At 37.2% G+C, this 25,845-nt stretch carries 21 protein-coding genes and 1 pseudogene; 3 read left to right on the plus strand and 19 right to left on the minus strand.

The genetic code is table 11. The annotated features are described in order from the left end of the window. From HMPREF9447_RS24525 to HMPREF9447_RS24580, 12 genes are all read right to left on the minus strand, one after another. Positions 1 to 999, minus strand: coding sequence for a glycosyltransferase family 2 protein (locus HMPREF9447_RS24525; protein ID WP_009132369.1), 999 nt, complete (start codon positions 997 to 999; stop codon positions 1 to 3). Next, positions 999 to 2,279, minus strand: coding sequence for a nucleotide sugar dehydrogenase (locus tag HMPREF9447_RS24530; RefSeq protein WP_009132370.1), 1,281 nt, complete (start codon positions 2,277 to 2,279; stop codon positions 999 to 1,001). The genes HMPREF9447_RS24525 and HMPREF9447_RS24530 overlap by 1 nt, the downstream gene beginning before the upstream one ends. A 61-nt stretch (positions 2,280 to 2,340) precedes the next feature. Further along, complete coding sequence (locus HMPREF9447_RS24535) at positions 2,341 to 3,915, minus strand: glycosyltransferase (protein WP_009132371.1); 1,575 nt, start codon at positions 3,913 to 3,915, stop codon at positions 2,341 to 2,343. Between the two features lie 5 nt (positions 3,916 to 3,920). Next, positions 3,921 to 5,270, minus strand: coding sequence for a hypothetical protein (locus tag HMPREF9447_RS24540; protein WP_009132372.1), 1,350 nt, complete (start codon positions 5,268 to 5,270; stop codon positions 3,921 to 3,923). Further along, positions 5,267 to 6,793, minus strand: a complete 1,527-nt coding sequence (gene murJ, locus HMPREF9447_RS24545; RefSeq protein WP_157225289.1) for a murein biosynthesis integral membrane protein MurJ — start codon at positions 6,791 to 6,793, stop codon at positions 5,267 to 5,269. Before murJ ends, HMPREF9447_RS24540 begins: the two co-directional genes overlap by 4 nt. Before the next feature lie 43 nt (positions 6,794 to 6,836). Beyond that, positions 6,837 to 8,114, minus strand: coding sequence for a hypothetical protein (locus HMPREF9447_RS24550; RefSeq protein ID WP_009132374.1), 1,278 nt, complete (start codon positions 8,112 to 8,114; stop codon positions 6,837 to 6,839). A gap of 53 nt (positions 8,115 to 8,167) precedes the next feature. Continuing rightward, a complete protein-coding gene (locus HMPREF9447_RS24555; protein ID WP_009132375.1) occupies positions 8,168 to 8,899 on the minus strand; it encodes an SDR family NAD(P)-dependent oxidoreductase in 732 nt (243 codons plus the stop codon). Between the two features lie 11 nt (positions 8,900 to 8,910). After that, on the minus strand, positions 8,911 to 10,257 hold the full coding sequence (locus HMPREF9447_RS24560) for a Gfo/Idh/MocA family oxidoreductase (protein ID WP_009132376.1): 1,347 nt from the start codon (positions 10,255 to 10,257) through the stop codon (positions 8,911 to 8,913). A 4-nt stretch (positions 10,258 to 10,261) separates the two neighbouring features. After that, positions 10,262 to 11,554 (minus strand): glycosyltransferase, encoded by a 1,293-nt coding sequence (locus HMPREF9447_RS24565; protein ID WP_009132377.1) that lies wholly within the window; start codon positions 11,552 to 11,554, stop codon positions 10,262 to 10,264. A gap of 126 nt (positions 11,555 to 11,680) precedes the next feature. Next, positions 11,681 to 12,976: a hypothetical protein gene (locus HMPREF9447_RS24570; RefSeq protein WP_009132379.1), complete on the minus strand. Its 1,296-nt coding sequence runs from the start codon at positions 12,974 to 12,976 to the stop codon at positions 11,681 to 11,683. Positions 12,977 to 12,988: 12 nt separating this feature from the next. Then, positions 12,989 to 14,116, minus strand: coding sequence for a porin (locus tag HMPREF9447_RS24575; protein WP_009132380.1), 1,128 nt, complete (start codon positions 14,114 to 14,116; stop codon positions 12,989 to 12,991). Continuing rightward, positions 14,116 to 15,393 (minus strand): ATP-grasp domain-containing protein, encoded by a 1,278-nt coding sequence (locus tag HMPREF9447_RS24580; protein WP_009132381.1) that lies wholly within the window; start codon positions 15,391 to 15,393, stop codon positions 14,116 to 14,118. The genes HMPREF9447_RS24575 and HMPREF9447_RS24580 overlap by 1 nt, the downstream gene beginning before the upstream one ends. A 369-nt stretch (positions 15,394 to 15,762) precedes the next feature. On the opposite strand from HMPREF9447_RS24580, the gene HMPREF9447_RS24585 reads away from it, so the two are divergent. Beyond that, a complete protein-coding gene (locus HMPREF9447_RS24585; RefSeq protein WP_009128829.1) occupies positions 15,763 to 16,743 on the plus strand; it encodes an IS30 family transposase in 981 nt (326 codons plus the stop codon). On the opposite strand, the gene HMPREF9447_RS24590 is transcribed toward HMPREF9447_RS24585, so the two are convergent. The 7 genes and pseudogenes from HMPREF9447_RS24590 to HMPREF9447_RS24620 all read right to left on the minus strand — a co-directional run bounded on the left by HMPREF9447_RS24590 (position 16,708) and on the right by HMPREF9447_RS24620 (position 22,726). Next, complete coding sequence (locus HMPREF9447_RS24590) at positions 16,708 to 17,847, minus strand: phenylacetate--CoA ligase family protein (RefSeq protein ID WP_009132382.1); 1,140 nt, start codon at positions 17,845 to 17,847, stop codon at positions 16,708 to 16,710. The two genes, HMPREF9447_RS24585 and HMPREF9447_RS24590, sit on opposite strands and share 36 nt — an antisense overlap. Before the next feature lie 2 nt (positions 17,848 to 17,849). Further along, a complete protein-coding gene (locus HMPREF9447_RS24595; RefSeq protein ID WP_009132383.1) occupies positions 17,850 to 18,806 on the minus strand; it encodes a hypothetical protein in 957 nt (318 codons plus the stop codon). Further along, positions 18,803 to 20,026, minus strand: coding sequence for an ATP-grasp domain-containing protein (locus tag HMPREF9447_RS24600; RefSeq protein WP_009132384.1), 1,224 nt, complete (start codon positions 20,024 to 20,026; stop codon positions 18,803 to 18,805). Before HMPREF9447_RS24600 ends, HMPREF9447_RS24595 begins: the two co-directional genes overlap by 4 nt. A gap of 15 nt (positions 20,027 to 20,041) precedes the next feature. After that, a complete protein-coding gene (locus HMPREF9447_RS24605; protein WP_009132385.1) occupies positions 20,042 to 21,151 on the minus strand; it encodes a DegT/DnrJ/EryC1/StrS family aminotransferase in 1,110 nt (369 codons plus the stop codon). Positions 21,152 to 21,239: 88 nt separating this feature from the next. Further along, a pseudogene (locus HMPREF9447_RS24610) lies at positions 21,240 to 21,554 on the minus strand (N-acetylmuramidase domain-containing protein); the annotation flags it as partial. A 59-nt stretch (positions 21,555 to 21,613) separates the two neighbouring features. Then, positions 21,614 to 22,102 carry a UpxZ family transcription anti-terminator antagonist gene (locus HMPREF9447_RS24615; RefSeq protein ID WP_009132386.1) on the minus strand — a complete coding sequence of 163 codons (489 nt, stop codon included), beginning with the start codon at positions 22,100 to 22,102 and terminating at the stop codon, positions 21,614 to 21,616. 75 nt (positions 22,103 to 22,177) lie between these two features. Beyond that, the gene (locus tag HMPREF9447_RS24620) at positions 22,178 to 22,726 is read right to left on the minus strand and encodes a UpxY family transcription antiterminator (protein ID WP_009132387.1); all 549 of its coding nucleotides are present in this window, start codon (positions 22,724 to 22,726) and stop codon (positions 22,178 to 22,180) included. An 814-nt stretch (positions 22,727 to 23,540) separates the two neighbouring features. On the opposite strand from HMPREF9447_RS24620, the gene HMPREF9447_RS24625 reads away from it, so the two are divergent. Continuing rightward, positions 23,541 to 23,900 (plus strand): hypothetical protein, encoded by a 360-nt coding sequence (locus tag HMPREF9447_RS24625; protein ID WP_009132389.1) that lies wholly within the window; start codon positions 23,541 to 23,543, stop codon positions 23,898 to 23,900. Positions 23,901 to 24,018: 118 nt separating this feature from the next. Beyond that, positions 24,019 to 25,845 (plus strand): BT4734/BF3469 family protein (locus HMPREF9447_RS24630; protein WP_009132390.1); only part of this gene is annotated, 1,827 nt, incomplete at its 3' end.

The following is a 25,845-nucleotide window of genomic DNA, read 5'->3' on the forward strand; positions in this document are numbered from 1 at the left end:
TTAAAAGTTTCCCCCCTTTTTTCTACACACATTCAGTATCCCCATAAATGATCCCCAGCCATACGATAAATGCAATACAATAAAAGAACTTAACAGATAGTAAAAATTCAACTTTCTATTTAGGCTAAGTGATAAACATATTGTAGATATACAAAGCGTATATAGCAATAATGACAATAAAGTTACCAACACTAATGGCATATAAAATACAGATAACACTATTGGCAATAGAAGTGAAAGTAAAAAAAACAATGGAACAAAATGTCTGACGGACAATGAGCGAAACTGCCTAGTATAATATACAGTCAAGATATTCCATTTCCCATTTCCAAAATTATTCCTAGCCAATCCTTTAAAAGTTTCACGTGCCAAATAGATACAGTATGTATCAGGAATTAAAAAAATGCGTCCCCCCCCACGAATTATACGCTTATTCAGCTCTATGTCCTGATTTCGTATTAGTCTTTCATCATACTCCCCATACTTCTCAAACACTCCTCTACGCCAACAACCAAAAGGAACAGTATCTACATTCACCGGCTTGTTAACTCCCAACCGAAAAGTAGAATTTCCAACACCAAACCTATTACTTAATACCTCCTTTATGGCAAGCGTTTTTGAATTTCGATTTAGCACATCCGTCCGACAAGCTACCCCCACATTATCTGCATTCAGTTCAAAAAGTTTTTTCTCCAAAACCGAGAAATAATTGATAGGATATTGGGCGTGGGCATCCAAACGCATTATCACATCTCCTTTAGCTGCCTTAATGCCTATATTCATTGCAACCGGAACTATTCGCTTTACGTTGTCAACCAAATGAATAAAAGGATACTTCGTGGCATAATCTCCAATTATATCTCGAGTACTATCCTCACTCATACCATCCACAAATATTATTTCAAGCCTTTCTTTCGGATAATCCTGAAGCAAAATAGACTGAATGCAGACATCAATATATTTTGCTTCATTATATACCGGACAAACTACAGAGAGCATTACAATCTTCCGTCAATCATTTCACGATTCAGCATACCTTTTACATCATATACCACACCATTCTCACATTTCAGGAAAGTACGTATATCCTCCTGTTTGAAAGCATCGTGCGCCACACCAAGAATCACGGCATCAAACTCCTCTTTCAGCTCCTCCAAGGATTTATTGGTCAGTTCTATGTCATATTCATGCTTCACGTGCATACCATTCGCCCACGGGTCATATACAGTGATGTTTGAACTATATTCGCTCAATGTAGAATAGATATCCACAATCTTTGTGTTACGAATATCCGGACAATTCTCTTTAAATGTGATACCCAGCAACAGAATCTTCGCATCCTTCACCAGTACCCCCTTCTTGTTCATCAACTTAATGACCTGATTAGCCACATAGTCCCCCATACCATCATTTAATCGACGAGCCGCCGACATCACTCGAGGAAGCACTCCATATACCTGAGCTTTCTGAATCAAATAATAGGGATCCACACCGATGCAATGTCCCCCCACCAGCCCGGGTTTCAATTTGATAAAATTCCACTTGGAAGCGGCAGCATCTATCACGTCGTGGGTATCAATGCCCATGGCATTAAAAATCTTAGCCAGTTCATTCATGAAGGCAATATTCACATCTCTCTGTGAATTCTCAATAATCTTCGAAGCCTCTGCCACTTTTATGGATGGTGCTTTATGCGTACCATTCACCAAAACAGAATTATATACCCCATCCACAATGTCCGCAATTTCCGGCGTAGAACCTGAAGTCACTTTCTTGATTTTCTCCACTGTATGTTCCTTGTCACCCGGATTGATGCGTTCGGGAGAATAGCCAGCAAAAAAATCCGTATTGAACTTCAAGCCAGACACCTTTTCTACGACAGGCAGGCACTCCTCCTCCGTTACACCGGGATAAACCGTAGACTCATACACCACAATATTCCCTTTGGATATAACCTTACCCACCGTCTCACTGGCTCCCCACAAAGGTTTTAGGTCAGGATGGTTATTTACATCTACCGGAGTAGGAACAGCCACCACGTAAAAGTTACAGTCCTTTATGTACTCCAACTTCGCGGTACAGAAGAAACCATGATTTTTTATAGCATCCTGTAGCAATTCGTCTGACACCTCTAACGTTGCGTCATGTCCACCCATCAAGGCATCCACACGCGCCTGATTCATATCAAACCCTACTGTTTTATATTTTGTCGAGAAAAGACGAGCCAAAGGAAGCCCTACGTAACCGAGACCGATTACGGCAATTTTAATGTTTTGCATAATGATATGATTCTTTTGTATAAAAAAACTATTTTGAACCTCTATTTAATTACCTATTTTATCAATTCAAATTTATGGAATTACCAACATACCCTTGCAACCTATGCTTAACATATTCTACTGAATAATACTCGCTCATCCAATAAGCATGTTTCGACATTTGTAATCTCAGATGTTTATCAAAGAGTATTACTTCTATTGCTTTCAAATAAGATTTTGCATTAAAAGTGTCACAAAGAAATCCATTTACACCATCTATAATAAACTCATCATTATATTTCCAATTAGATGCTATAATTGGTAATCCTACGGACAAAGCCTCAACCAAAATACCCGGACATCCTTCACCTTCATAATGTGACGGAAAAATCAATACATCATATTGTTTCAATGTAAGCACTACCTCAGACGGTTGTAACTCACCTTTATACTCAAACATTGGATTATCTGATAAGTAAATATCAAAATAGTCATCCTTTTTCTGACCATAAAAATCAATCTTAACCATCTTAGAAAGACCTGCAGCACAAAGACATTTCGAAACTTCAACCAAAGTATCCAACCCCTTACTTTGTTCAACACGAGATATAAAACAGATTCTCAGCATGTTATCTCTTACAAAAGATGTTATTCTATCTAATATAGGAGGCTGAAACTCTTTGCGTTTTATAAGAGCGTTAGCCTGCATAGTATGTAATAAACGCCTGTCCTTTTCTAGTAACATTACTTTATCTATCAATTTTTGCTGTCCATTCTCAAACGGAATGATAAATCCACTCTGTCCGTCCTCCACAAATTCATGAGAGTGTTTCCATTCAGTTACAATCACAGGAATACCGGAAATATAAGCATCTACTACGGAAACTGGGAGACCTTCGGTAAAGTAGTAATGTGTAGGAAAAAGCATCACATCATACTGGCTGATTGTATTATAAATCTCTGATGGTTGCAAGATACCCATATAATCCACAAATGGATATTTTGTAATGTTTTCCTCAAAAAATGTTCTATCATCTTCAGATACGGGTCCCAAAAAAGTGATTGAAAACTTATCTTGCAGTTTATTTTTAGCGATATAGTCTGCGAGATTGAAAATCCAGTCCAAGCCCTTCATTTTGTTGACACGCGCCATAAATACCAGTCTCAACTTCCTTGAATTGAAACGCTCAGAATCGAATTCAAAAAAACGGAAGTTTGGAAAGATATCCACATTTTGAAAGTGATAATATTGTTTCAACTCATTTTCCAAACGCTGTGTTTCTACATGGATGCCTGCTATACGTTTGAGCATAAAACGATGAACAGGCATTTCTAATAAAAACTCTTTCAGCCATCCCCCTACCACAAAATAATGGATTTTAAAACGGAAGACAACAGATAAACAGAAGACAAGGGGAAAAAATGATTTCAGATTATTTTGAGCCGGAAGATAAAACAGTATCCTACAGCAAATCATCTTCCAGAGTAACTTGACTATACCAAGCCTGTGATATTTAATATTTTCTGTATCATAATAATCTACCTCTCCTTCCACCTGTTCTCTGACCAGTCGATAAACGCCACGAGTCTTTACAGTTTGTCCATCAAGCTGATTGGTACAATAACCGAAATAACCTACTACCAATGTCTTACTCATTTCCTCTATTTTGTGCTGTTGAATGGAGAAAGAAATAACTTCATATAACGATTTACAATTATATTGTAAATGCGATATCCATTCTTTCCGTCAAAAGTTTCAATATATCTATCAAATAGTTGTTGCCTGCCTGACCACTTAGGGTCTTCAGAACTTCTTACCATATCAAAAAACTCTACCACCTTTTCATCTGAATTAAGTTTGTAATACTTCTCAACAAGCTCTGGATTATTAACCTCTACATTCATATCATATCTCAGAGGAATCCCAATCGGCTTATTAGCAGCCAATACAAAATAAATCAAAGAACAATTAACATCCACCATACAAGCATCAGCTATATGCAAACCTATCAAGTAATCACTGGTTGTATCCCAGACTATATTAGGGCTATTTTTACAGAAATCTACAAATATTTCATAATCTTTTATAGACCAAAAAGTTCCTACTAACTCATGAATCAAAGATGGATGTAATCTGAATATAAAGCCCATATCCTGATGTCTTTTACAATAATCCATAATTGTCTTGAAATAAAGGTCAAAAGTCACTTCGTCAGAAACGCCATGCATCCTAATACCATGGTCAGTCATCAACATTACGGTTTTCTTACCCTTCAATTTTTCCCATCCTTTAGGATAAAAAACTGGAGAATTAAGTTCTCTATATGCCAAATCAAACTGGGCTGGTGATATTCGTTCTATTTTATCCCGACCTATGGCATCTATCAAACGATTGTAACAAAGGTTGCCAACACAACACATATCCGCATTATAGCGTTGCAGATTCATGCGTTTTACCGTTCGGTCACCAAACCATATCGACCCTATACCCAAAGGCACAAGAGCAACATATTTAGAGAACTCCCTTATTTTTTCCAGTTGTGGAGGATAGATTATCTCTAAATGATAAAGTACTGATATATCAGGGCAATCTTTACTTAAATCATAATTATAATCCTCCACATACTTGAACTTTAAATCCTGCATTTGCTTTATCATGCCGTAAGGAGAATTCCCAAAAAGCACGATAAGAAGATCAAAACGTTCATCATTTCTGAAACTCTCACAAACTGTCTGAATCACACTGAATGTTGATTCACTACAATGAAAAAATCGTATCCTTATTTTATCTTCAGAATTCAAATAACTTTCAGAGTGGTTATTGTCATCAAGTTCAGTTACACTCACAACATTGCTCACAGCCAATCGGGTTCGCATATCACTACGATACTTCCTACCAGTCTCTTCATTAAGGATTTGTGCCGAACCCTTAAAAAATGATTCAATCTTAACTCCGATAGAACTATGTGCTATTTTTACCAACGCTTTTCGATAAAGTAGTTTTAATGTCATTTTGATATTTTATTTTTTATTTTCAACGTCAATGCTTTAAGCTCAGTAAGTTTAAGCGTATGAAGAACTCCCAAATACGTACAAAAACATACTACCGTAGCGACTACTAACACATAAAAATGACTTTCGATTTTTATGTATAACACGGCACAAGTCAATATTGCCGATATAATGGCGGCAATGCCTACTTTTGCAAAAAAGACATAGCAGTCTTTCCACGAAACATTTTCAAAAACAGAGTTTATCCTGTTGAAATAGAGAAGACAAGAAACCATATGTGAAATACTTGTTGCTACGGTTATACCTAATATACCCCAAAATCCTGACAACAGAATAGTTAATGATATATTTATCGTTATCGCAATCATACCGATTGCCATTGGAATCCGTGTGTTTTCTATGGCAAAAAAGGGACGCTTGGCAACCACCATTACAATACGGGGTACAAAACCTATGGCATACCCTATTAAAGCCTGTGAAGTGACAAATACACTTTCTGAATTAAATTTACCGCGTTCGAATACAAAAGAAACGAGATGATCTGCACAAAATATGGTAACAATGCTGATAGGAATAACCATTAAAGATATATATTTTATAATCTTTTTCAACTCATTTATCATCTCATCATATCGCTTTTCGATTACAAGTGCTGAAAAAAATGAGAGAAGAACAATTGTCATAGTTTGCATAAACAAGGCAGAAACAACATCATTCAACGTACCGCTGTATGACAAACCTGATACATATCCTACACCTTGCTTTGTAGCGAGATATTGATCCACCAACGCATTTATCTCCCCTACGGCTTCTCCTAATAACAAAGGAAGAATTAACAAGAATAATTTTTTTATATCTATATCTTTCGAATAAGAAAAACGTCTGAATTTTAATACCCGCCGAACACAAATATACAGCACGGCTGTTTGTATCAGATAAGCAGCCAAAAAACCAATGACAACCGCATTTACACCAATCTGATCAGAAAGAAATACAATAAATACAATAAGTGTCAAATTTTGCACACACCCCATCAACGCACCGGGAACAAATTTCTTATGCGCATTCAACACACAAGTAAATATTGTTGTAATAACATAAAATATCGCCACAAGACTTAGTTCTCTAATATAGAATGTCAACAAATCAACCTCTTTTGCTGTATAATTTGATGCCATTAATGATGAAATATAAGGTGATATTACAAAAATCACAGCTGTCACGATGAAAGAAAAAGGCAACATTGAACATAATAAAGCCGAAATAAACCTATTACCGGTTTCCGAATCATCTTTTCTTGCCGTATTGTACATAGTAAGCCCTACAACTGCCAAGCAAGAGAATATGGTAAAGACAAAATTATTAACAATAGTGTTTGCCAAGTAGAACATATCCACTTCTACAGACGTACCAAAATATGCCGCCAACATAGCACTTTCAACAAATCCCACTATTTTGGATACGATAATCACTATCAGTACACCCATAGCAGCGGAAGTAATAGTTTTATTTTCTTTATTCAATATCATTATTCAATACGAAAAATGTCACATTTAATTAAATCTCTTAATGAGCTTGCACTTGTGCCTTGTTTTGATAAAGGGAACAAATGACGTAAGACAAAAGGATAAGTCCAAGTGGGCTAAAGAATTCCGTACTAATAAAAAACTCAAATACAATAAGAAACAGAATAATTGCCACATAAGATTTTTTTAAGCGAATGGTTTTTAATGCCAACCGATAAAACACACCGAAGTATAATGCCACGCCCAATATACCCGATTTATAAAAAGTACAATAAAATTGACTGTCTGTTACATTCACATCTTTGATTGAAAATTCTCCTAAACCAGTCAACCAATACTTAACTATTATAGTTTTCATAGCATTTACAGCACCATCTTCACCAAATCGTGTTTCGAGAGATCCCCCAATGTTACCCTCTGTCAAATATTGGAGATAATAATCGAGATATAAAACATCACCTAATAAATTATAGAGCACAACTACGATAAAGGCCAAAAAGAAAATAACCACAGGCAGTTTATAATCTTTCTTGGAAGTACGAATCCAGAACAATCTAATAATTAAACAAAATACTAACACAGCTACTCCCCCCAGAAAGAAACGCTTCGAACTTGAGCACAACCCCACAAAAAGACTACACAACACCATAAGAATGGAGCCCCATCTCAAGTCTTGAAAGTATTTTACTATAAAAATTCCTATTCCAAGCATACTCAAAGAGCCAACTAAAGAAGAAGTGGTAAATGTGCCATGAAGACGTCCTATAGAACCTCCTCTTTCAAGTGTAGATTCAAGACTTCCCGTATTCCCCATGTTTCCAAACAACCGCATCCACGTCTCCAAAACTCGATTCGGGCTCCATATTTTCAACAGGTTAAACTCAATACATAACACTACACTATTAATAAGGATAATACAGGTCAAGATGAATATAAATCGGTCTCTAAAAACACTTGTCTTTGACAATACATTAATAATAAACAGAGATTTCACAGTACCAACGATGGCAAAAGCTGCTACCCCACCTTTTACATTATACAAAGTTAAACTAAGCACTGTAGCAAATAATGTTAATAAGAAAACCCAGACAAAAGGACTCATAGCAGAGGCTATATCATAGTTACATTTATTATATTTTTTATGCCATATATATAAGAATGGAAGAAATACGTAACTATATTGCAATGACAAACCACCCCAAAAAAATACCGGACAGCAAACAAGTAGAACACAAAAAAGCACAATCCCTTGGGCTGCATCCTTACACAAAAGCTTGTAATTAACTACCGATATTATTAATCCCCAAATAATATTCATATAATCTATTCGGCTATTTATCGTTATATTACCATTTCCACTTCACTAAATACTTATACTCTTCCACTGTTTAATTTATAATCGTAGCTATATGCACCTTCAGCTCTAAAGTCACTATTGTAACGAAATAACACCTCCTTGAAAATTTCTTCGTATTTAGGTATAAAGAGATCCTCTTTTTTCATCATACGATTAATTATCTCTTCCGCAAATGGACGAGTTAGCGATAAATCATTCTTCCCACCGGAAAAATTAGTACCTTTCAGAGAACCTGGCGAAACATTTAATATTTGATTGGTAAATCCACCTTTAAGTAACTCCACGTTCAAACTCTCTATGAATATCTTTAGAGCGGCTTTTGATGCACCATAAACAGAGAAAAAAGGAGAGGACATAAATCCAGATATGCTCACTAAAACTGTACAATAAAAGTCCTCATTAGACTTCATCCTATTATAGAAATGCTTGATAATACGCATTACTCCAATGGAATTGATTTGCATGGTTCTCACCAGTTCGTCTTCTGATAGATTTTCAAAAAGCGAAAGTTTACCTACACCTGCTGTAATCACCAACTTATCGACATCAATAAAACCATCAAAAACTGAATAATCATCAAATTGTAAATCAAAAGGAATAAAATCGACATTTCTCGGCAGTAAAATATCAGAACAAATCTTATCTATTATCGTCACCTTTCCAGTCTCTGACAGAATTAGCGCTATTGCTAAACCTATACCGTTACTACCACCTACAACAAGAGAATGGCCTTCCCTACTAATCATAGTATTTTCAGTCATTTTAAAATTTTCGTTCTGTCCCCTTTTATATACTCCTCTATTATTCCTGCAATGGTCACCGACTCTATCCAGCTTAACTTGTAGCTGCTGATTCTCCCCTGCACAATCATAGAGGCAAATTCTTGGATTTCATAGCGTAAGCCTTCACCTTGCCAAGCATAAAAATATTTTTGGTTCAAGTTCTGATCTTCATATCTTACTTCAAAATAATTGGTTAACCACCAAGGAGAAGGAACTAGAACATATCCCTTTGTGCCTGAGATTACTAAATTACCTTCGGTTTTCACACCAAGCCCAAGAGTAATAGATGAAGTTGCATTGTCGTAGTTAATCACTCCCCGTGTGAAGACATCAACACCATTCACTATTTTAGAATGGAAATTTAACTCGGCATAATCCATTCCAAGTAATTTGACAATAGACATCAATGGAAAAGAAGATAATTCTGTCATACTCCCTCCCGCCTGGTTAGCATCCAACTCTCGTACATCACCACTGACCAATTTAGACAAGGAAGCTTTCACATCTATTACATCACCAATCACACCACTCTTCACCAATACTTGCAAATGGTTCCAAGCGGGGCTGAAGGCTGTCTTAGAGGCTTCGAGCAGTACCAGATTCTTCTTTCGCGCAAGTTCATATAGCTCTTTTGCTTCATCACCTCTCAACACCATTGGAATTTCACAAAGTACATGCTTTCCAAATAACAACGCTTGTTTAATATACCCGTAGTGCGTTAAATGTGGAGAGGCGATATATACCGCATCAACCTTTTCAAGAAAACTGTCAATATCATCGTAACGACCTTTGACGGCAAATTTTTCCGAGAAAACATTCGCTTCAGAAAGTTTTGGATTGTAAACAGATGTAACTTCCACGCCACTAACGTATTTACTTTCAGAAATAAACCGTCCGGCTATTCTTCCTGTACCAATGATACCAATATTAATATCTGTTGTAGTTTTAGCACGAAGCATGGTAGAAGAAATTCCTTCTGTTCGAGGTAAATAAACCACTTTACAATATTCATTTAAGTATTCAAATTTGCCTTTCCAATCCGAACCTATGGCAAATATATCAATCCCAAACTTTTGAATATCATCTATTTTCTGCCCGACATAATCTTCAATAATAATCTCATCCGCATATCCGGTAGCCTTTACCGCATCCACTCTTTCCAACACATTGTTACGAACATTCAGCTTTCCCCTGCCACGATCAAAACTGTCACTGGTAACTCCCACTATCAAGTAGTCACCAAGTTCCTTCGCTCTTCGTAGAAGATTGATATGACCCTCATGCAGAAGATCATAAGTTCCGTATGTAATTACCTTTATCATATATTTAACAACGACTTTTCTTGTTTTTCAAATTCATCATACCTTGGCTAATTCGGTCTTTCAAGAAGATAGTGAAAAAATATTTGGTTTTTTTTATATAGTCTATCACTACAAGAAATAACAATGTCCTCAAAGGCACCAAATATCGTTTCGTACACTTTGAGAAACCAAAAAGATAGTTCGGATCTACTTTGTGTGAATTATATACAGATTCATAAGACTCAATACACATCTTCTTATATTCAAAGTCACTCATATTAATTGCTTTTTCAATATAGGTATCCACAAGATTGCCTGGAGATGTCGATACTGAATAGTCCAAGTATTCAGGCAAATAGCCGTATACTTCGCATTCCCCTTCGCAATAATTCCGAGCAGGAATTGACATTATGCCATTAATCGCTCCCACCGACACGCCTCCCGCTACGCTTATATTCAAATGAGCATGTTTTATACAAGCAGGCAATACTTCTGGAGAAATACTACCTAATAATTTTATATCCTTTTGAATATTCGGATTTAATTTTTCAATCTCTTGTATTACCTTAAACCGATGAGGGCCATCTCCCACAATATCTAATCGTATCTGAGGGTATTTTTCCTTTAAACGCCCATATGCGCGTATTAAACCTAAGATGTATTGTTTATGAGGAAAATCAAATCTTCCGATGGTTATTATTGTAAAATTACAACGTTTGATTCGTTTTTCTAATTCATCATAATTCAAAAGAGGCAAAGACTCCACATCCTTTAATAATTTGATGTCCCTATTACTTATATGTACATGATAATTATTTTCTAAAGCGTCTATTTGCTTTCTTGCATAAAAGCACAGATGATTGTTATTTTCCCATTCCGTAAAAACCGTACACATACATTTATATACCATGAATTTGAGTGGATTGCAAAATATCGCCTCCAAATAATAAGCATCGCCTTTTGTATCAGGAATTCCATAAATTGACTTAATGTTTAAATCCGGAAAACTTCTCACAATAGTATCTGCTTTCAACTTTGCCATAGTCGTACATGAGAAAATAACAATCTCTTCATCTTTTGACAGATTCAATTTCTCATGTTTAAACCAGAAAAGCAGATTCGAATTGACTTTTACAATTTCTAACCTTGGGTCCTTTATAACATCATCGTATACCTTTCCCGTTTGAAATCTAATATTCTGCATCCAAATAACCCGTACTCCATGATTTAGCATATATTTCATTAAATAATAGAGATATTTTTCAATACCACCAATGCTTATCATAATAGGATAATTAACAATAAATGTTCGTTTCATATAAGCACTCTTACTTAAAATTCCTCTTTTATCAATTGATATTTTTCCTTTATTAAATAGCCGTTTCTACATGTAAATATTTTCCACCTACCAAATATTACCTTTACTTGATTATAACCGTAAAATTCATTCATCAAATCTTCTGCAATCTTCTCCGTCAGGTTCTTTATTACAAATCTTGACATATTCGTTTTTTGTAATGGTTCCTGATTTATTATAGTCAACTTTACCTATTGCGAATTTGATTGAATAGACGATTGCCTTTACAAGATAAGGAATAAAAACTAAACAAAAAATTATTGTAAATAACTTAGAAGAGCCTGTATAAAGGATAATTATATTAATCAAACCTATAATCCCCATTATGACAACCAAGAAAAGATTGGGTTTGAGATTAAGTTTCCGATTCGCAAATATACGAATCAGATCATTAAGCAATGTCTTTGAGGCAGAATCCAGTGATGTTACAGCAAACCCCAACATGGTAAAAGCTGTTAGGGTATATATCATCCAACCGCGTGAGAATGACAAGGTATATCCTGTTGCGGCACTTACTAAATGCCACATAGACGTAAGGATAATCAATGATATCGTACCATATTTAATAATATTTTTTACACTATACCCATTACTACAATATGCAACAAATCGACCACAGAATATGGACCACGACACAACAGTTGCCTCAAAATACCACCAATATGGATTAGTCAAGAGTTCTTTCCAAGGTTCATTATTTATCATCCCTTGGAAAGGTAGTATTTTACTAGTGTCTATACTTTCGTTGCCCAAAGTACTAATCGTAGTGAACAGGGTTATAGTCGTAATCAAAAACATGTAAATATTAATACGTGAGTACTTTACCAGTAAATTGAATTTTACCGATAAGGCAGCAAGAACTATGAATGTAATTATAATAGCTAAAATAGAAGATATACGAATTAGCTCACAATCAATGTTTAACGGTAGAAGAATAGTAGTTGCAGCCATAGGTATTGAAGTAGAAAGACCCACAACTATTGAAAGGGAATTTAATATCACACTTGATCTTTTTTTGTAAGTAGCCAAGCTGTATATACCTGCTGTTATCATAATAGTTGTTTGCCCAAGCGTGTAGAACAAGTCAGCATTCCAAGTACCAAAAGTATTTTGAAGCTCAGTAGGGAAACTACCTACAAGATAAACACCCGTAAAAGTACATGCCAGCATAGCCATGTAGCTAAATTTACTTTTGATAACTTTATGTTGATCTACCAGCCAAACCACTCTATTTCCGTGGTCAGACACATATAAACACACGTTAGCAATAAAACTTAGGAGAAAAACGCCCAAATAGATGGTAAGCATGACCGGGTAATCCATTCCTGTGCCCTCAAGCCCATTCATCCTTTGAAAATGGGTGATAATTGATTCAATATTCATAAATTTTATGTCTTAGAAATAATAGCCAATATTCAAATTCAACCTTGTATGCCACTTATTATCCGCTCCGGTTGCAAAAGAGTTTTCCCAATCCGGACTAATCCATGGTTGATTCTTTGCAGCTACAACATCTGCGTAAATATAAACCGGGCCGGTTGACACACTGCACCCCACTACATTCATATAAGAATCATTGAATCCTTTTCTTGCCTTGTACATATAGCTGTAATCATTATAAAACTTTATGTGATCAATCAATTTGTTTACAAAAGGAATAGTATATGATAGACAAGCACTATAAGTCTGACCTTTGTCTACAACCTGATAAGGAGCGTCAAATGCTACCATTGAAACATAGCCATCTTCTTTTGACTCTTCACAACCATAATCAAAATACGTTACCTGAGTTTTGAGATTCCAATTCTTCCAATCCAAAACAAGATGCATAGCATAAGCAAAACGTTTATCATTATGCCTTGAATCAATATTGTAAGCATTTCCAATAAATCCTGAAATACCCGCCTCATACTTAACATCTGCCTCTCCTTTATAAGCCACTCTACCACTTATCGTATTAGTTTCTTTGCTACGACCAGCCAAGTCGTAAGAATAACGGCGACCGGAAACGACAGAACCTTCCCCATTCAGCAAATCTGAATTCTTAAAGAAAGCCATATTGAACTGCCAATGCTTGGTAACATACTGATAACTAATACCAAAATCATCGTCATCCTCCAAACCTATGTAATAATTTATATTGAAGAAATAACTATTTGACTGGTAAGGCTGAATTCCAAAGGGCACTATAGTCTGACCAAATCGCAATTGATTCTTATCATTGAATTTATATCCTATCCAGCCACTCTTAAGCATACCTCCACCGTTTGATTCAGAGTAGAAACGATACTCAGCATGGAACACCAATTTTCTATATGCTCCATCAGCATTCAAACGCAACACATCGTATAAAAAGGAACCACCTTGATTACGACTATCTGGATTCCAATCGTTATAACGATAATTAAAACGAAGGCAACCACCTAATTTCAGTGTAGGTTTTTCCCTTTCCTGAGCATAAACGCTGTTTATCAACAATCCACCCAATAATATAATTATAAACCTTTTAAAATTATATTTCATTATTTTCCTTCTAACCCTTCCTTGTAAACTTTACGAAGAAAATCGAAATCAGTATACTTGATCACCATATCCTCACCATCATCATTAATAACTTGAACATTCTTGTTGATTGCATCAACAGTTGATATCATATCCTCAATATTTTCACTGACAAAAGAGAAATTACCAACCCCCCTGTAAGGAACAGCATCATCACCTACCTGCTTTAGAATATCCATTTTCAGGTTTGGTATTTCTTTCAATTTTTCAAGGCCCCTATATTCAACTATTTTCCCTCCCTTATTTGTCCAAAGGATCATTCCTGTTCCACATTTCACAAAAGCACGTTTTTGAGGTTCCGGTAATAGATGCTTAGTTGCCAGACCGCGAGCATAGTCAACAATTATTTTTATAACATCACAGTTACACAAAGAATTATAAGTCTCATAAATTTGTTCACCAGAGAGACGATAGCCCATCTCAATTATATAGAAATGGGCATCTTCATCCAGCATAACTTGTACCCATGCGTACCCCTCTCTACAGCCAACAGCCTTTAATACCTCCTCTATTTTAGGATTAATTTCCGAAATGAATTTTTCAACATGGTGGGTTGCCGTAGAAGTAATTGTGTAACAGTTCTTCGGCTCTCCCGGCTGTGAATACATTCCATTAAGTGCAATAAGTCTGATATCACCATCTGCTATTGCATAACCACTCCACCATTCTTCGCCATGCAACATACGTTCAACAATAATCTTATTATTCTTTGACAATGAGCGAACGTACCTATATGCCTTGATCAGTTCTTCTTTATTGTAACAATAGCTAATACCACGGTTTCCGCTCATGTCAACAGGTTTACACATTACTGGAAATTGTACTTTATCAAGTTCCTCGTCTGTTAAAGCATCCGAAATTTCGTAATCCATAGGTATCGGTGCGCCAAGTTTCTTGCAAAGAGCCTTGAAATCAGCTTTATCACGAGAATAATGCCATGCTTCAGGCGTGCAATAACATGGAAAACCAAGTCGCTTACACAGTTCCATTGTCATTTCCAAATTGAACTCACTTATTCCACAGACAACAGCTGTAACATTCTCCTCTCTGCATTTCAGTTCAAGCACATCAAGGTCTCCCGTATTTATCATCCAATATTCATCGGCATCTTTTTTAGCTAAAGAATGGTTTGGATCTAAATAATCTGTCACAATCGTATGCATACCCTGAGATTTTGCATACCTTAGTATTTCTCGGCTTCCTTGACCAGTGCCGAGCATTAATAATTTCTCTTTCATATTTAAGCATTTTTATCACATTCTATATTATTGGCTAGTCACATGAAAGACACATAACACACCTTCTCTTGCCCGATTGAAGGACAGGTATCTCATTAATGAAATTAACAGTTACTAATGCATCGTTACCAAGTAAAGACTTAAACTCATCAATAAAATGTTGCCTTTGTGATTTCAAAGATTCATCTCTAACACAGAGATTAACTTCATATAAATATTTACCCTTTTGTATAAATTGCCACTGATTAACATCAGGATTACTTAGATTCAACTAATAAATGCAACAGCATTTAAAATAACCAAGGGATGACATCCCTTGGTTGGCGTAAAAAATCACCTTAATTTTGTGGTTCCTACACTACAAAATTTATGGGACATTTAACGTTAGAACAAAGATACAAAATTGAGGCTTATAAAAGTCTAGGAAAAGGAATTACAGAAATAGCCAATTATGTTGGTCGGGACAAATCTGTGATTTCAAGAGAAATCAAGAGGAACGCCGATGCTAGAAGTGGTTTATATAAAGCCGATTTAGCGCAGCGAAAAACAATGAAAAGGCATCAGAACAAACGTAAACCATGTAAATTTAACGAACATATTGAAGCCAATGTAGTACACTATTTGAAACAGGATTTCAGTCCTGAACAGATAGTCGGAAGAGCTGCCTTGGAAGGTAAAGAAATGGTTTCTCATGAGCGGATATATCAATACATCTGGAAGGATAAACGAGGTGGTGGCAAGCTCTACAAACACCTAAGAACTAAGGGGAAGAAATATCGAAAAAGAGGTTTAGGCAAAGATGACAGAGGATTGATAACCAATCGGGTAGATATAGATAAGCGCCCCAGGATTGTCGAGGATAAGAAACGGGTTGGGGATTTAGAGATAGATCTAGTAATTGGCAAAGATCATAAAGGGGCATTGCTAACTATTAATGATCGCGCCACTGGGTTACTCTTTATGGGTAAGGTAGAGACCAAAGAATCAATCGAAATAGAAGCTAAAACAATTGAACTCTTACAAGATTGGAAACCGTTGTTACACACCATTACCTCAGATAATGGAAAAGAGTTTGCTAATCATCAGCAGATAGCAGAAAAGCTCGATATAGACTACTTTTTCGCTAAGCCCTACCACAGCTGGGAAAGAGGAGCAAATGAAAATTTGAATGGATTGATAAGACAATATTTCCCAAAAAAGTCTAATTTTACAAACATCACTCAGAAGCAAATTGACAGAGTAATAAGTATTTTAAATAACAGACCACGAAAAAGATTTGGATTTAAAACGCCCAATGAAGTTTTCGCTCAAAAATTAAACGAAAACATAGGTGTTGCATTTATAACTTGAATCCACCTTATTATAAATATCGTATGGACAACTATTGAACATATCTATTTGTCTTCCATTAGTACAATAAATCAAATCTGTTTTACGACCAATAAGATTAGAAAGCCCCATCAAAATACCATCTTTCACTTCTCCAAGCATTGCAGCATCACCAATATCATATCGTATCATTGGCATTGCATAATTAGTGAAATCCGTAACAACAATCCGACCAAGTTCTCCTGGCATAACTGGTTCTGAACTATTGAACTTCAGAACTTCAATGATACAGTTAGATCTATTAAGAGTAATCTCCGTTCCTGGCTGATTAATTTCAGATTGCCCCAATACTCCATTCTCTTCATTTGCATATTGTGAAACAACATTACAATACATTTTTTCATGTAACTTTCTTAAAGTACTATCCAACATCACCTCTCCCCCCAATATAAAAGTTGGATGGTTAATGTATTCCAAACCGTTTTCTATAGCATAAGTTGTAATTGTATCTATTGGTGTACAATAACCACGTATAACTTTTGCACCACTATCATTGAAAGCCCCAATTATTCTATTTATTTTTTCTTCATTAAGATTTGTATTGTCAATATAAGTAATGTTTAAGTCCTTCCTATAAAAGATTTCTTTATCGCCACCATAATAATGAGCAAGAGCTCTCATATGACACATAGGTTCAAAAGAATGGAACCCAACTAATTCATTTCCAAACTTGATTGTAGCAATACGTCGTGTACGACATCTTGTATCCTGCGGTAATGAAAATGGAGTCCCTGTTGAACCACTTGTTGATTGAATGTGAAGCTTTCCGTGTTGATTAGGAATCGATTCTTTAGAAGCAAGAAAATCTGTTGGATTTGCTCTAATCAATTGCTTGTCTATAATAGGAAAATCTTGCAGATTAATTGAACCAACCCTTTTATAGAAAGGAACATTATGAATGGCGAAATCAATGAAGCCAGAAAGACGTTGTTGACGAATTTTTTCACCTCCAACAGGATTATTATAGATGTACTCAATTTCCTTGAAATCATTCCACATATGTGAGCCTTGAATAAAATCCTTCATCCAAAACTTTTTACGCATATACTGTTCTTTTATGCTCATAGTCAACAACTATTTATTGTTCGTATTATATAATTCATATCTTCCCCACCATAGCGTTGGTCTATTGGTAAAGGAATGATTTCATCCACCATTTGATAATCTAAATCATTGGGTGAACACCACTTTTTCACATTATCCCAATAAGAAGCAACAAAAATGCCATTCAGAATGAGACGTTTTCTCAAATTTGTATTTTTAGTCCAATATGGATAAACCATCAACGGTAGATTCTTCATCGGAAGTTTTAGCATATTTAATTCTCCCAAGCTTTCATCCAGTATGTTTACATTATTAATACGCGCTTGACGGATAATATCAAAGTCAAGATTACGAAGAAGACGTTTAGTCAAGTCAGACATAACTTTAATCGGTTGATTTCTACTCATTCTCGCTATAGCCCTTGCCTCTTCCAAAGCAGTGTTTGCATTTTTTTCATATCTGACAAAAGCGTGGGGTAACCGATCATAAGTTTCATCTTTCTCCTTTATCAATAAACGTTCCTCTTTATGAGTATAAGTAATAGAACCAGAAGTAACACCAACAAACTTGTGAGGTGTGAAGAAAATATTCATTCCTTTCTGAGGCTCATAGAAAAAAGCTTGTGCGCTATCAACTATAAGTTGATACCCATACTTTGAATATAAATAATCTGTATACTTGCCTTTTAGACCATAGTAATTCGTATATATTAAGTACTCGTTCTCTTGAAGTTCAATATCTTCAGCTATTTCTAAATTAGAGTTGACATGATAATACTGATACATTAAACCTAACACGTTGATAGGTTGCATAACAGTATGACAAGTATAATACGGAATGTAAACCTTTGATATATTCCCTATTATTCTAAAAATATACTCTAAAGCATTACGCCCTGTGTTTAAGAGAACTCCGTCACAATGGGGAAAAGCCCTATCATATTGTAACTCAAATTCAAAATAACCGCCTATTTCTTTCATTGTAACTTAACTTTAATAAATTCATCTTTGCGGTCACAAAATTCGTTCATTTGCTCTACGGTGTTAAAATGGAAAAAGACTATACCAAGAGCTTTACCTGCCCCATCAAAAGAGCTCACTTCATCACCATTTTTCTTATAGATGCACTTTCGATAGATGAACGGTTCGAGTTCTGGAGAAAATTCTATTCCAGCAAATTTTCCATCTTTGTAACAATGAAGCACATAGTGCATGAAGCAGCCTGGCTTCTCCTTAAAATTCAATTTAGGAACTTCCCCCATTGCTACAGCAATGTTTGCCTTCACAAGGTCAACACCAAAAACATCACTAAGCTGAATAGGAATCATGTTGCCACCAGCCCGTGGACCAAGTTCAAGAAAATGAGGCTGATCTTCTTTATCAAGAATCAGTTCTATGTTCATCTCACCAAATTGAATATTAAGAAGGCCAATAAGTCTCTGTAGCTCTTGGTGTAAAACATTGTGCTGATATTCAGTCAATGCACATGGCTTCCTTTTCCCAATAGGAATAAGTCCACAACCATCGTAATCACGAAAACAATCCATTTCTCCATAGAGCACAATCTTCCCACTAACTACAAAAATGTCACCACCGATTACGAATGGATAGCCACGCTCAATAAATTCCTCAACAATAAGAATTTTATTACGGCTATAATTATCAGCGTAAGCAATTGCATTTGCAAAAATTTCATCAATATCAACATCAAATTTAGAGTCTATTTTTGTCACTCCCTTTGAACCTGACGAATCAGTAGGCTTAATGATTATTGGAAAATGAAAAGTACTAATGTTTTTTTTGAATTCCTCAATATTTATATCAGGTGAAAAATTGTAGTGTTGTGGACAAGCAAAACCGTTCTCCTTTAAGAAGTTGCGAAAGAGGTGTTTCACACCTAGAATTGCAACAGACTTACTTGGATTAGTCGGTAAACCCAACTCCTCTGCAACAATAGCAGCTGAAAATGCTGCTGGATCAGAAGCATAAGCAAGAATACCATTCACCTGTTCCGTTTTTGCAATATCATAGACTGCAGCAATATCAGTTGTACTTTTCTGATAAAACTTATCAGCTACATATTGTCCGGGATTGTCTGGCAAATAATCACAAAGGACAGTATAGTAACCCATCTCTTTAGCTGTTTCTATAGCAACAACTTGTTGAGCGGAACCACCTAATAACAAAATTTTTTTCACCATAATCCTAATAAACACCTATTTAAGAACGCATTGTAATATTTTAGTTATTTCTTTTCTACTCAATCCGCAATACATTGGCAAACAAATCACACTATCCGCCACCTCATGCGCGACCGGCAAATTAGCAGGATTAGCCGATTCCAACCCTCTATAAGTAGAAAACTCACTTATCAAAGGATAAAAATACCTGCGTCCCAAAACATTCCGTTCTTTCATCTTGAAATAAAGTTCGTCACGCGTCATGCCATATTTCTCAGCATCCACGAATATCGGAAAGTAGGAATAATTATGACGGACCCCTGGCATATCTTCCATAAATTTAATGCCATCCACGTTCGCCAACGCTTCGCGATATTTGACAGCTACCTGCCTACGGGTTTCAATCGCCACATCCACCAGCTTCAAGTTCAACAGTCCGTAAGCGGCACGCACTTCATCCATCTTACCATTGATACCGGGAGCAACAATAGTTGTCTCACCGGCAAAACCGAAATTTTTCAAATAATCAATACGTTGTTTGGCTTTTTCATCCTGACATATTAAAGCTCCTCCTTCAATGGTGTTGTAGACCTTCGTAGCATGAAAGCTCAATGTGGACATATCGCCCTCATTTAAAATAGACCTACCGTTTATTTCCACGCCAAAGGCATGAGCAGCATCATAAATCACCTTTAAGCCATACTTATCAGCAATTTCCTGAATACGTTCCGTATCACAAGGCTTGCCATAGACATGCACAGGCATGATAGCCGTGGTTTTAGGAGTAATAGCGGATTCTATCTTTTCAGGATCAATATTGCAAGTCACCGGATCAATATCCACAAATACAGGTTTGATGCCATTCCACCACAAAGAGTGAGTAGTAGCGACAAAACTGTAAGGAGTTGTAATCACTTCACCTGTGATACGCAATGCCTGCAAAGCACACATCAGAGGCAACGTACCATTAGTGAATAGACTGATATAAGGTACTTTCAAATATTCACATAAAGCCTTCTCTAACTCCTGATGATAATGACCGTTATTGGTCAACCACTTGCGATTCCATATATCCTGCAAGTAAGGGATGAAATCGTCCAGTGAAGGGAGTAATGGGGAAGTAACCGTAATTACTTTATTTTCCATTTTACTACAATAAATATATTTTTGATTTTCTACTCGCGTTTAAGTGCAATTTCTAATATGCCGCCTCTAACTTCACATCATACCTATTCTACGCATAAGCCGGACCATTATAGCATTTAGCAAACGCTCCCCAATCTTTAGATTGCAAAACACGGAACATCGGAGGATTACTTTTGATGAAGTTCGCGAAAAGAAGCAGGTTGCTTGTATTCGCTTTCACACATGCTCTGTCTAAACTCTTTACGCTTGCCTCACCGAAAACCGCATAATTGAAGCCCATTATCTGAAACATATCCCAACTGGCAAAGGCATCAGTTGCCTCCCTGTTGATTTTATGAACCTGCTCCAAACACTTATACTCGCGGATACCGCCTTTATAATATTGTTTAGTCCATTTGGGATAAAACTTTGAATATTCAGTTGTACCTTTTCAACTATGCACACGCACATAATATGCACTGACTAATCTTCTATATATTCCCAAGGATAGGGATTGTCAATCATATTCTGGAACTCAGCAATAGCTTCCTGTTGCTCTGAAGTGAGCAATGCTGAATCCCAAGAAGCGATGATTGTACGACCTTCGTCAGCCAAAGGCTCATCGAACACTTCGCCATAGCAGGCAGTGAGCAGACGAAGTTTCAAAAGTGAAGCGGGAAGAGCATCAAGTATATCCCAACAACGATCTAAGACTTCCTGAACATGTTGCGACTTCTCACCGTGGTCAATGAAAGAGGCATTGTAACCCATCAATAGTGCAAGACAAACATTCGCCTGTTCTTCAATGGTAGCCCCCTTGGCACCGGAATCATACAAGGCAGTGGTTAGGCAGTAGACTTCACCGTTACGACGGGACAGGTCATCGCTATAAATGGGGTTCCCGTCAACACCTAAATACATCAACTCGTGCGCTGCACGCTGAAGAGCAGCTGTTTCTGCAGAAAGAGACATAATTATTTTAATTTATGATTTCAGATTTATGATTTATCAACTGTCAACAATCAATCATTGATTATCAACTGTCAATTATTTGATTACTTCAATTAGGTTCGGATGGATGGTAGCCATGGCAACAGCGATAACACCTTGTATAGCAATGACCACACGGCGGTCACGCGAACCTTTCACTTTCAAGAAGATACCTTCCTGACCCTCGAAGTCACCACCCGTAATGCGAACTTTGGTACCTTTCGATAAATTCAGTTCATCAGGTTGGAAGTATAGAAGATGGTCGCTATAACTTCCGGCTACAGCAATGAAACGCTGCATCTCATTGTCGGGGATAATAATCTTCTGTCCGCTACGGGTATCGGTGATGTACTGCAGGTAAGCTACCTGAGACTTGATACGCTTCAACTCGGAAGGGCGAGCATGGACAAAAAGCAGATTGTGAACGACCGGAACCAAAACACGGATTTTTTTTCCTTTCTTGATGCTTATCTTGTATTGCATAGGGACGAAGCAGCCCAAATTTTCTTTCTCTAGTAGACGCATAGCATCGGGCTCTCTACGGTATGTAGCACGCATGGCATACCAGATTTCAGACTCTTTTTCAGTATCTTTTTCCGCTTCCATTCGATGAGTATTTCAGAAAAGGGTGTTCCTTCGGGGCTTTGAACTCCCAGAATACACTTGAAATTCAATCACTTGCGAACACTTTATGTAGAATACGGCAAGCTTCGTGCTCCTCTTGCCTATTGACTTTCCGTAGCTGTTCATTACCTTAATCATATTGCAGGTAAATAGCTATAAACGATAGGATTACAAGGAAAAAGTGCCTTTTAATCGTTCGTCTTTTGTGCACACCCTGAGCCTACATTTGCCCTAAGATTCTTTCAATAAAAAAGCAGGTGTAAAATCACAATTTTATTTCAGATATAACTCATTATGAATTAGTAATATATGACACTTTTAAGAAAATAAATCGATTTTATTTATCAGAATATTTTGTTGTTTCATTTCAGCAAACTATCTTTGTGCACATTAAACGAACGATTAAAAAACACCCCATATTTAACACAATTTTCATTGACAGCATTTTCATTTCATCGCTCTACTCGTCGATTTCATCATCATTGTAACCTTATCCCGTCAACCTCACAAAAGCGCATTTCCTTTTATAATAATGTGCCCGCACATACATACGCACAGGCGCGTATTTCCCTACTTTTTCTTTAGACCTTGTTACACACATTTTATTAGTAATAGGGGGTAGCCCCTCTACCCTATTTACACATTCGTGTGTAACACATAACATCAGAAATATCCATTTTTATATACGGAAATAGTACGCATTATAATTATAATCGTTAATTTTGCTTTCAAATGCTAACTAACAATAAATTACTAACTTTTAAAATTGTGGTTTTATGAATAAAAAAACACAATCTTGAGTATTGAACTCATAAAAGAGGATGCTTATGACATCCAGATCGAGAGAGAAGAAAACAGGATCAACATCCTGTTAGTTGAAAATGAAGCAGTTGACGAGCGCATAATCGTCAAAGCCTGCGAAAGGGAAGACTTCCTGACCCCATGGGTACAGAAGCTTATCGGGCAAAAAAAGGAGATAGGACTGAAAGGAACCACACACCTGGCAAGATTGCTAAACCGAAGTGTAGCGTTCGAAAAAGGAAAAAATGAAAAAGGATTCATATCCCCAAAAAGCCTTAATAGTGAAATCATTAAGCTGAGAAAAACACTACTGAATGAAGGAAAGGAAAACAGGAAAAAGAAGAAACTGAGATAGATCCGAACGTTTCTGCAAAATTGTGGTAATTGCGCCTTTTTCGGGTGAAAAGGCGCAATTATATTTAAAATATTATTCATTCTTTTGCGCCGCCATAAGGCAGACTAAAACAAAAGAAATGGAAAATATTCCGGTAACCGCATACAGCGGTTTCAGTAATGTCCGGGGAGAAATAACACTCCGGAAAGTGATAGAGAACATCACAAAAGGAATGCATGCAAAACTTGTATTCAAAATCAGGATGCTCGTCAGTCAGGGAAAGATAGAAGAGGCGAACAATGTGAAGAAGCAATTGCCATTCTATACCGTAACGGCAGGATACAAAGAGAAAAGACAAGCGTACAGCATTACAGGCTATACTTATGCCATTCTGCTGGACATTGACGACCAGCCCGAAGAGAAACTGGAAGAACTGAGAGAGAAAATCAATGAAGACCCTAATACGCTGGCTTCTTTCCTAACTCCAAAAGGACACGGGTTCAAAGTATTCGTATTTCTGCGTACACAATACGCGTTGACTCTGAGAGAAAGTTTGGGTAAAGCGAAGGTGGACTTCGCCACGCTGGAGAAGCATCACAGAATGATGTATGATGCCTGCAAGGAATACTATGAACAGTTGCTCGGCGTAGAAGTGGACGGAAGTGGGAAAGATATATCAAGAGGATTCTTCACATCCTACGATGAGAAAGCCTATCTGAACGAAGAACTACTGAAGGAGATGGACGAGACACTGACAGATATTGTTCCACCCGAAAAGCCACAGGTAGGAAGAAAGAAAAGTGGTAAGGCGATAAGTGATAAGGTGGTAAAGGAGAGAGCTGTGAGTGATGATAAGGTGATAGGTGGTAAAAGTGATAAAGTGGAAGCCGAGCCGTGGGAAAAGATGGAATTCAACAAGGCAGTGCTCGCGGTAAAGAGAGTGTCGAAGTTTGAACCCGGAAACAGGGACAGTTTCATGTTCGCACTGGGAAATAAGTGTTATGCAAAAGGGTTGGAAGAAAGCGTAGTGATACGCCTGGCGCAGGAGAAGTTCGGAAGTGACGGGTTCAATGCGGGTACGCCCATACACAACGCATACATCTATACCGACAAGACCACGGAAGCTGCCATGCACAAGGAAGAGAAAACGGATACCATCAATCAGGTGCTCGATTTCCTAAAGACACATTATGACATACGAAGGAACGTGATACTGGACCGACTGGAATACCGCGACTTCAATGAGAAGGAGGAGAAATGGAAAGGAAAGTTCCGGCCCATGAGGGCGAGAAGTTTCAACTCCATATTCCTGCAACTCCAACTGGCAGGAATCAAGTGTTTCCGAAATTTCCTACAGGCGGTCATCGATTCGTCCTATGCAAGAGATTTCAATCCTTTCATGGACTACATCGGGAAGCTGAAACCATGGGACGGGGTGACAGACTACATCGGCGAGCTGGCGGACACCGTGCAGACCGAAGACCGGGAGTTCTGGCTGAAGAGTTTCCGAAGGTGGTTCGTGGGGATGCTGGCGGGCGCATTGCAGGACGACACGGTGAACCACCTGGTCATCATCCTCTACTCCGAACAGGGAAAAGGAAAGAGCACCTGGATACGCCGATTGCTGCCACCCGAATGGAAAGAGTATTACCGCAACGGCATGGTGGACCCGGGAAACAAGGATCACCAGATACTGCTCAGTACACATGTTATCATCAATATGGAAGAGTTTGAAGGAGTCAGAGTCGGAGACATGGCGGGACTCAAGCGGATTATCACCCAGGAGAGCGTGACCGAACGCAAGGCGTACGACATACAGGCCTATAACTTTGTGCGCCACGCATCGTTCATTGCCAGCACCAACAGCCGACAATGCCTGCAGGATATAGGCGGGAACCGCCGCTTCCTCCCCTCCTCCGTCACCTCGCTGGATTACCGCACACCGGTCAATTACGAAGGGATATAT

Source organism: Bacteroides oleiciplenus YIT 12058 (assembly GCF_000315485.1).
In the GTDB taxonomy this organism is placed as follows: Bacteria; Bacteroidota; Bacteroidia; order Bacteroidales; family Bacteroidaceae; genus Bacteroides; species Bacteroides oleiciplenus.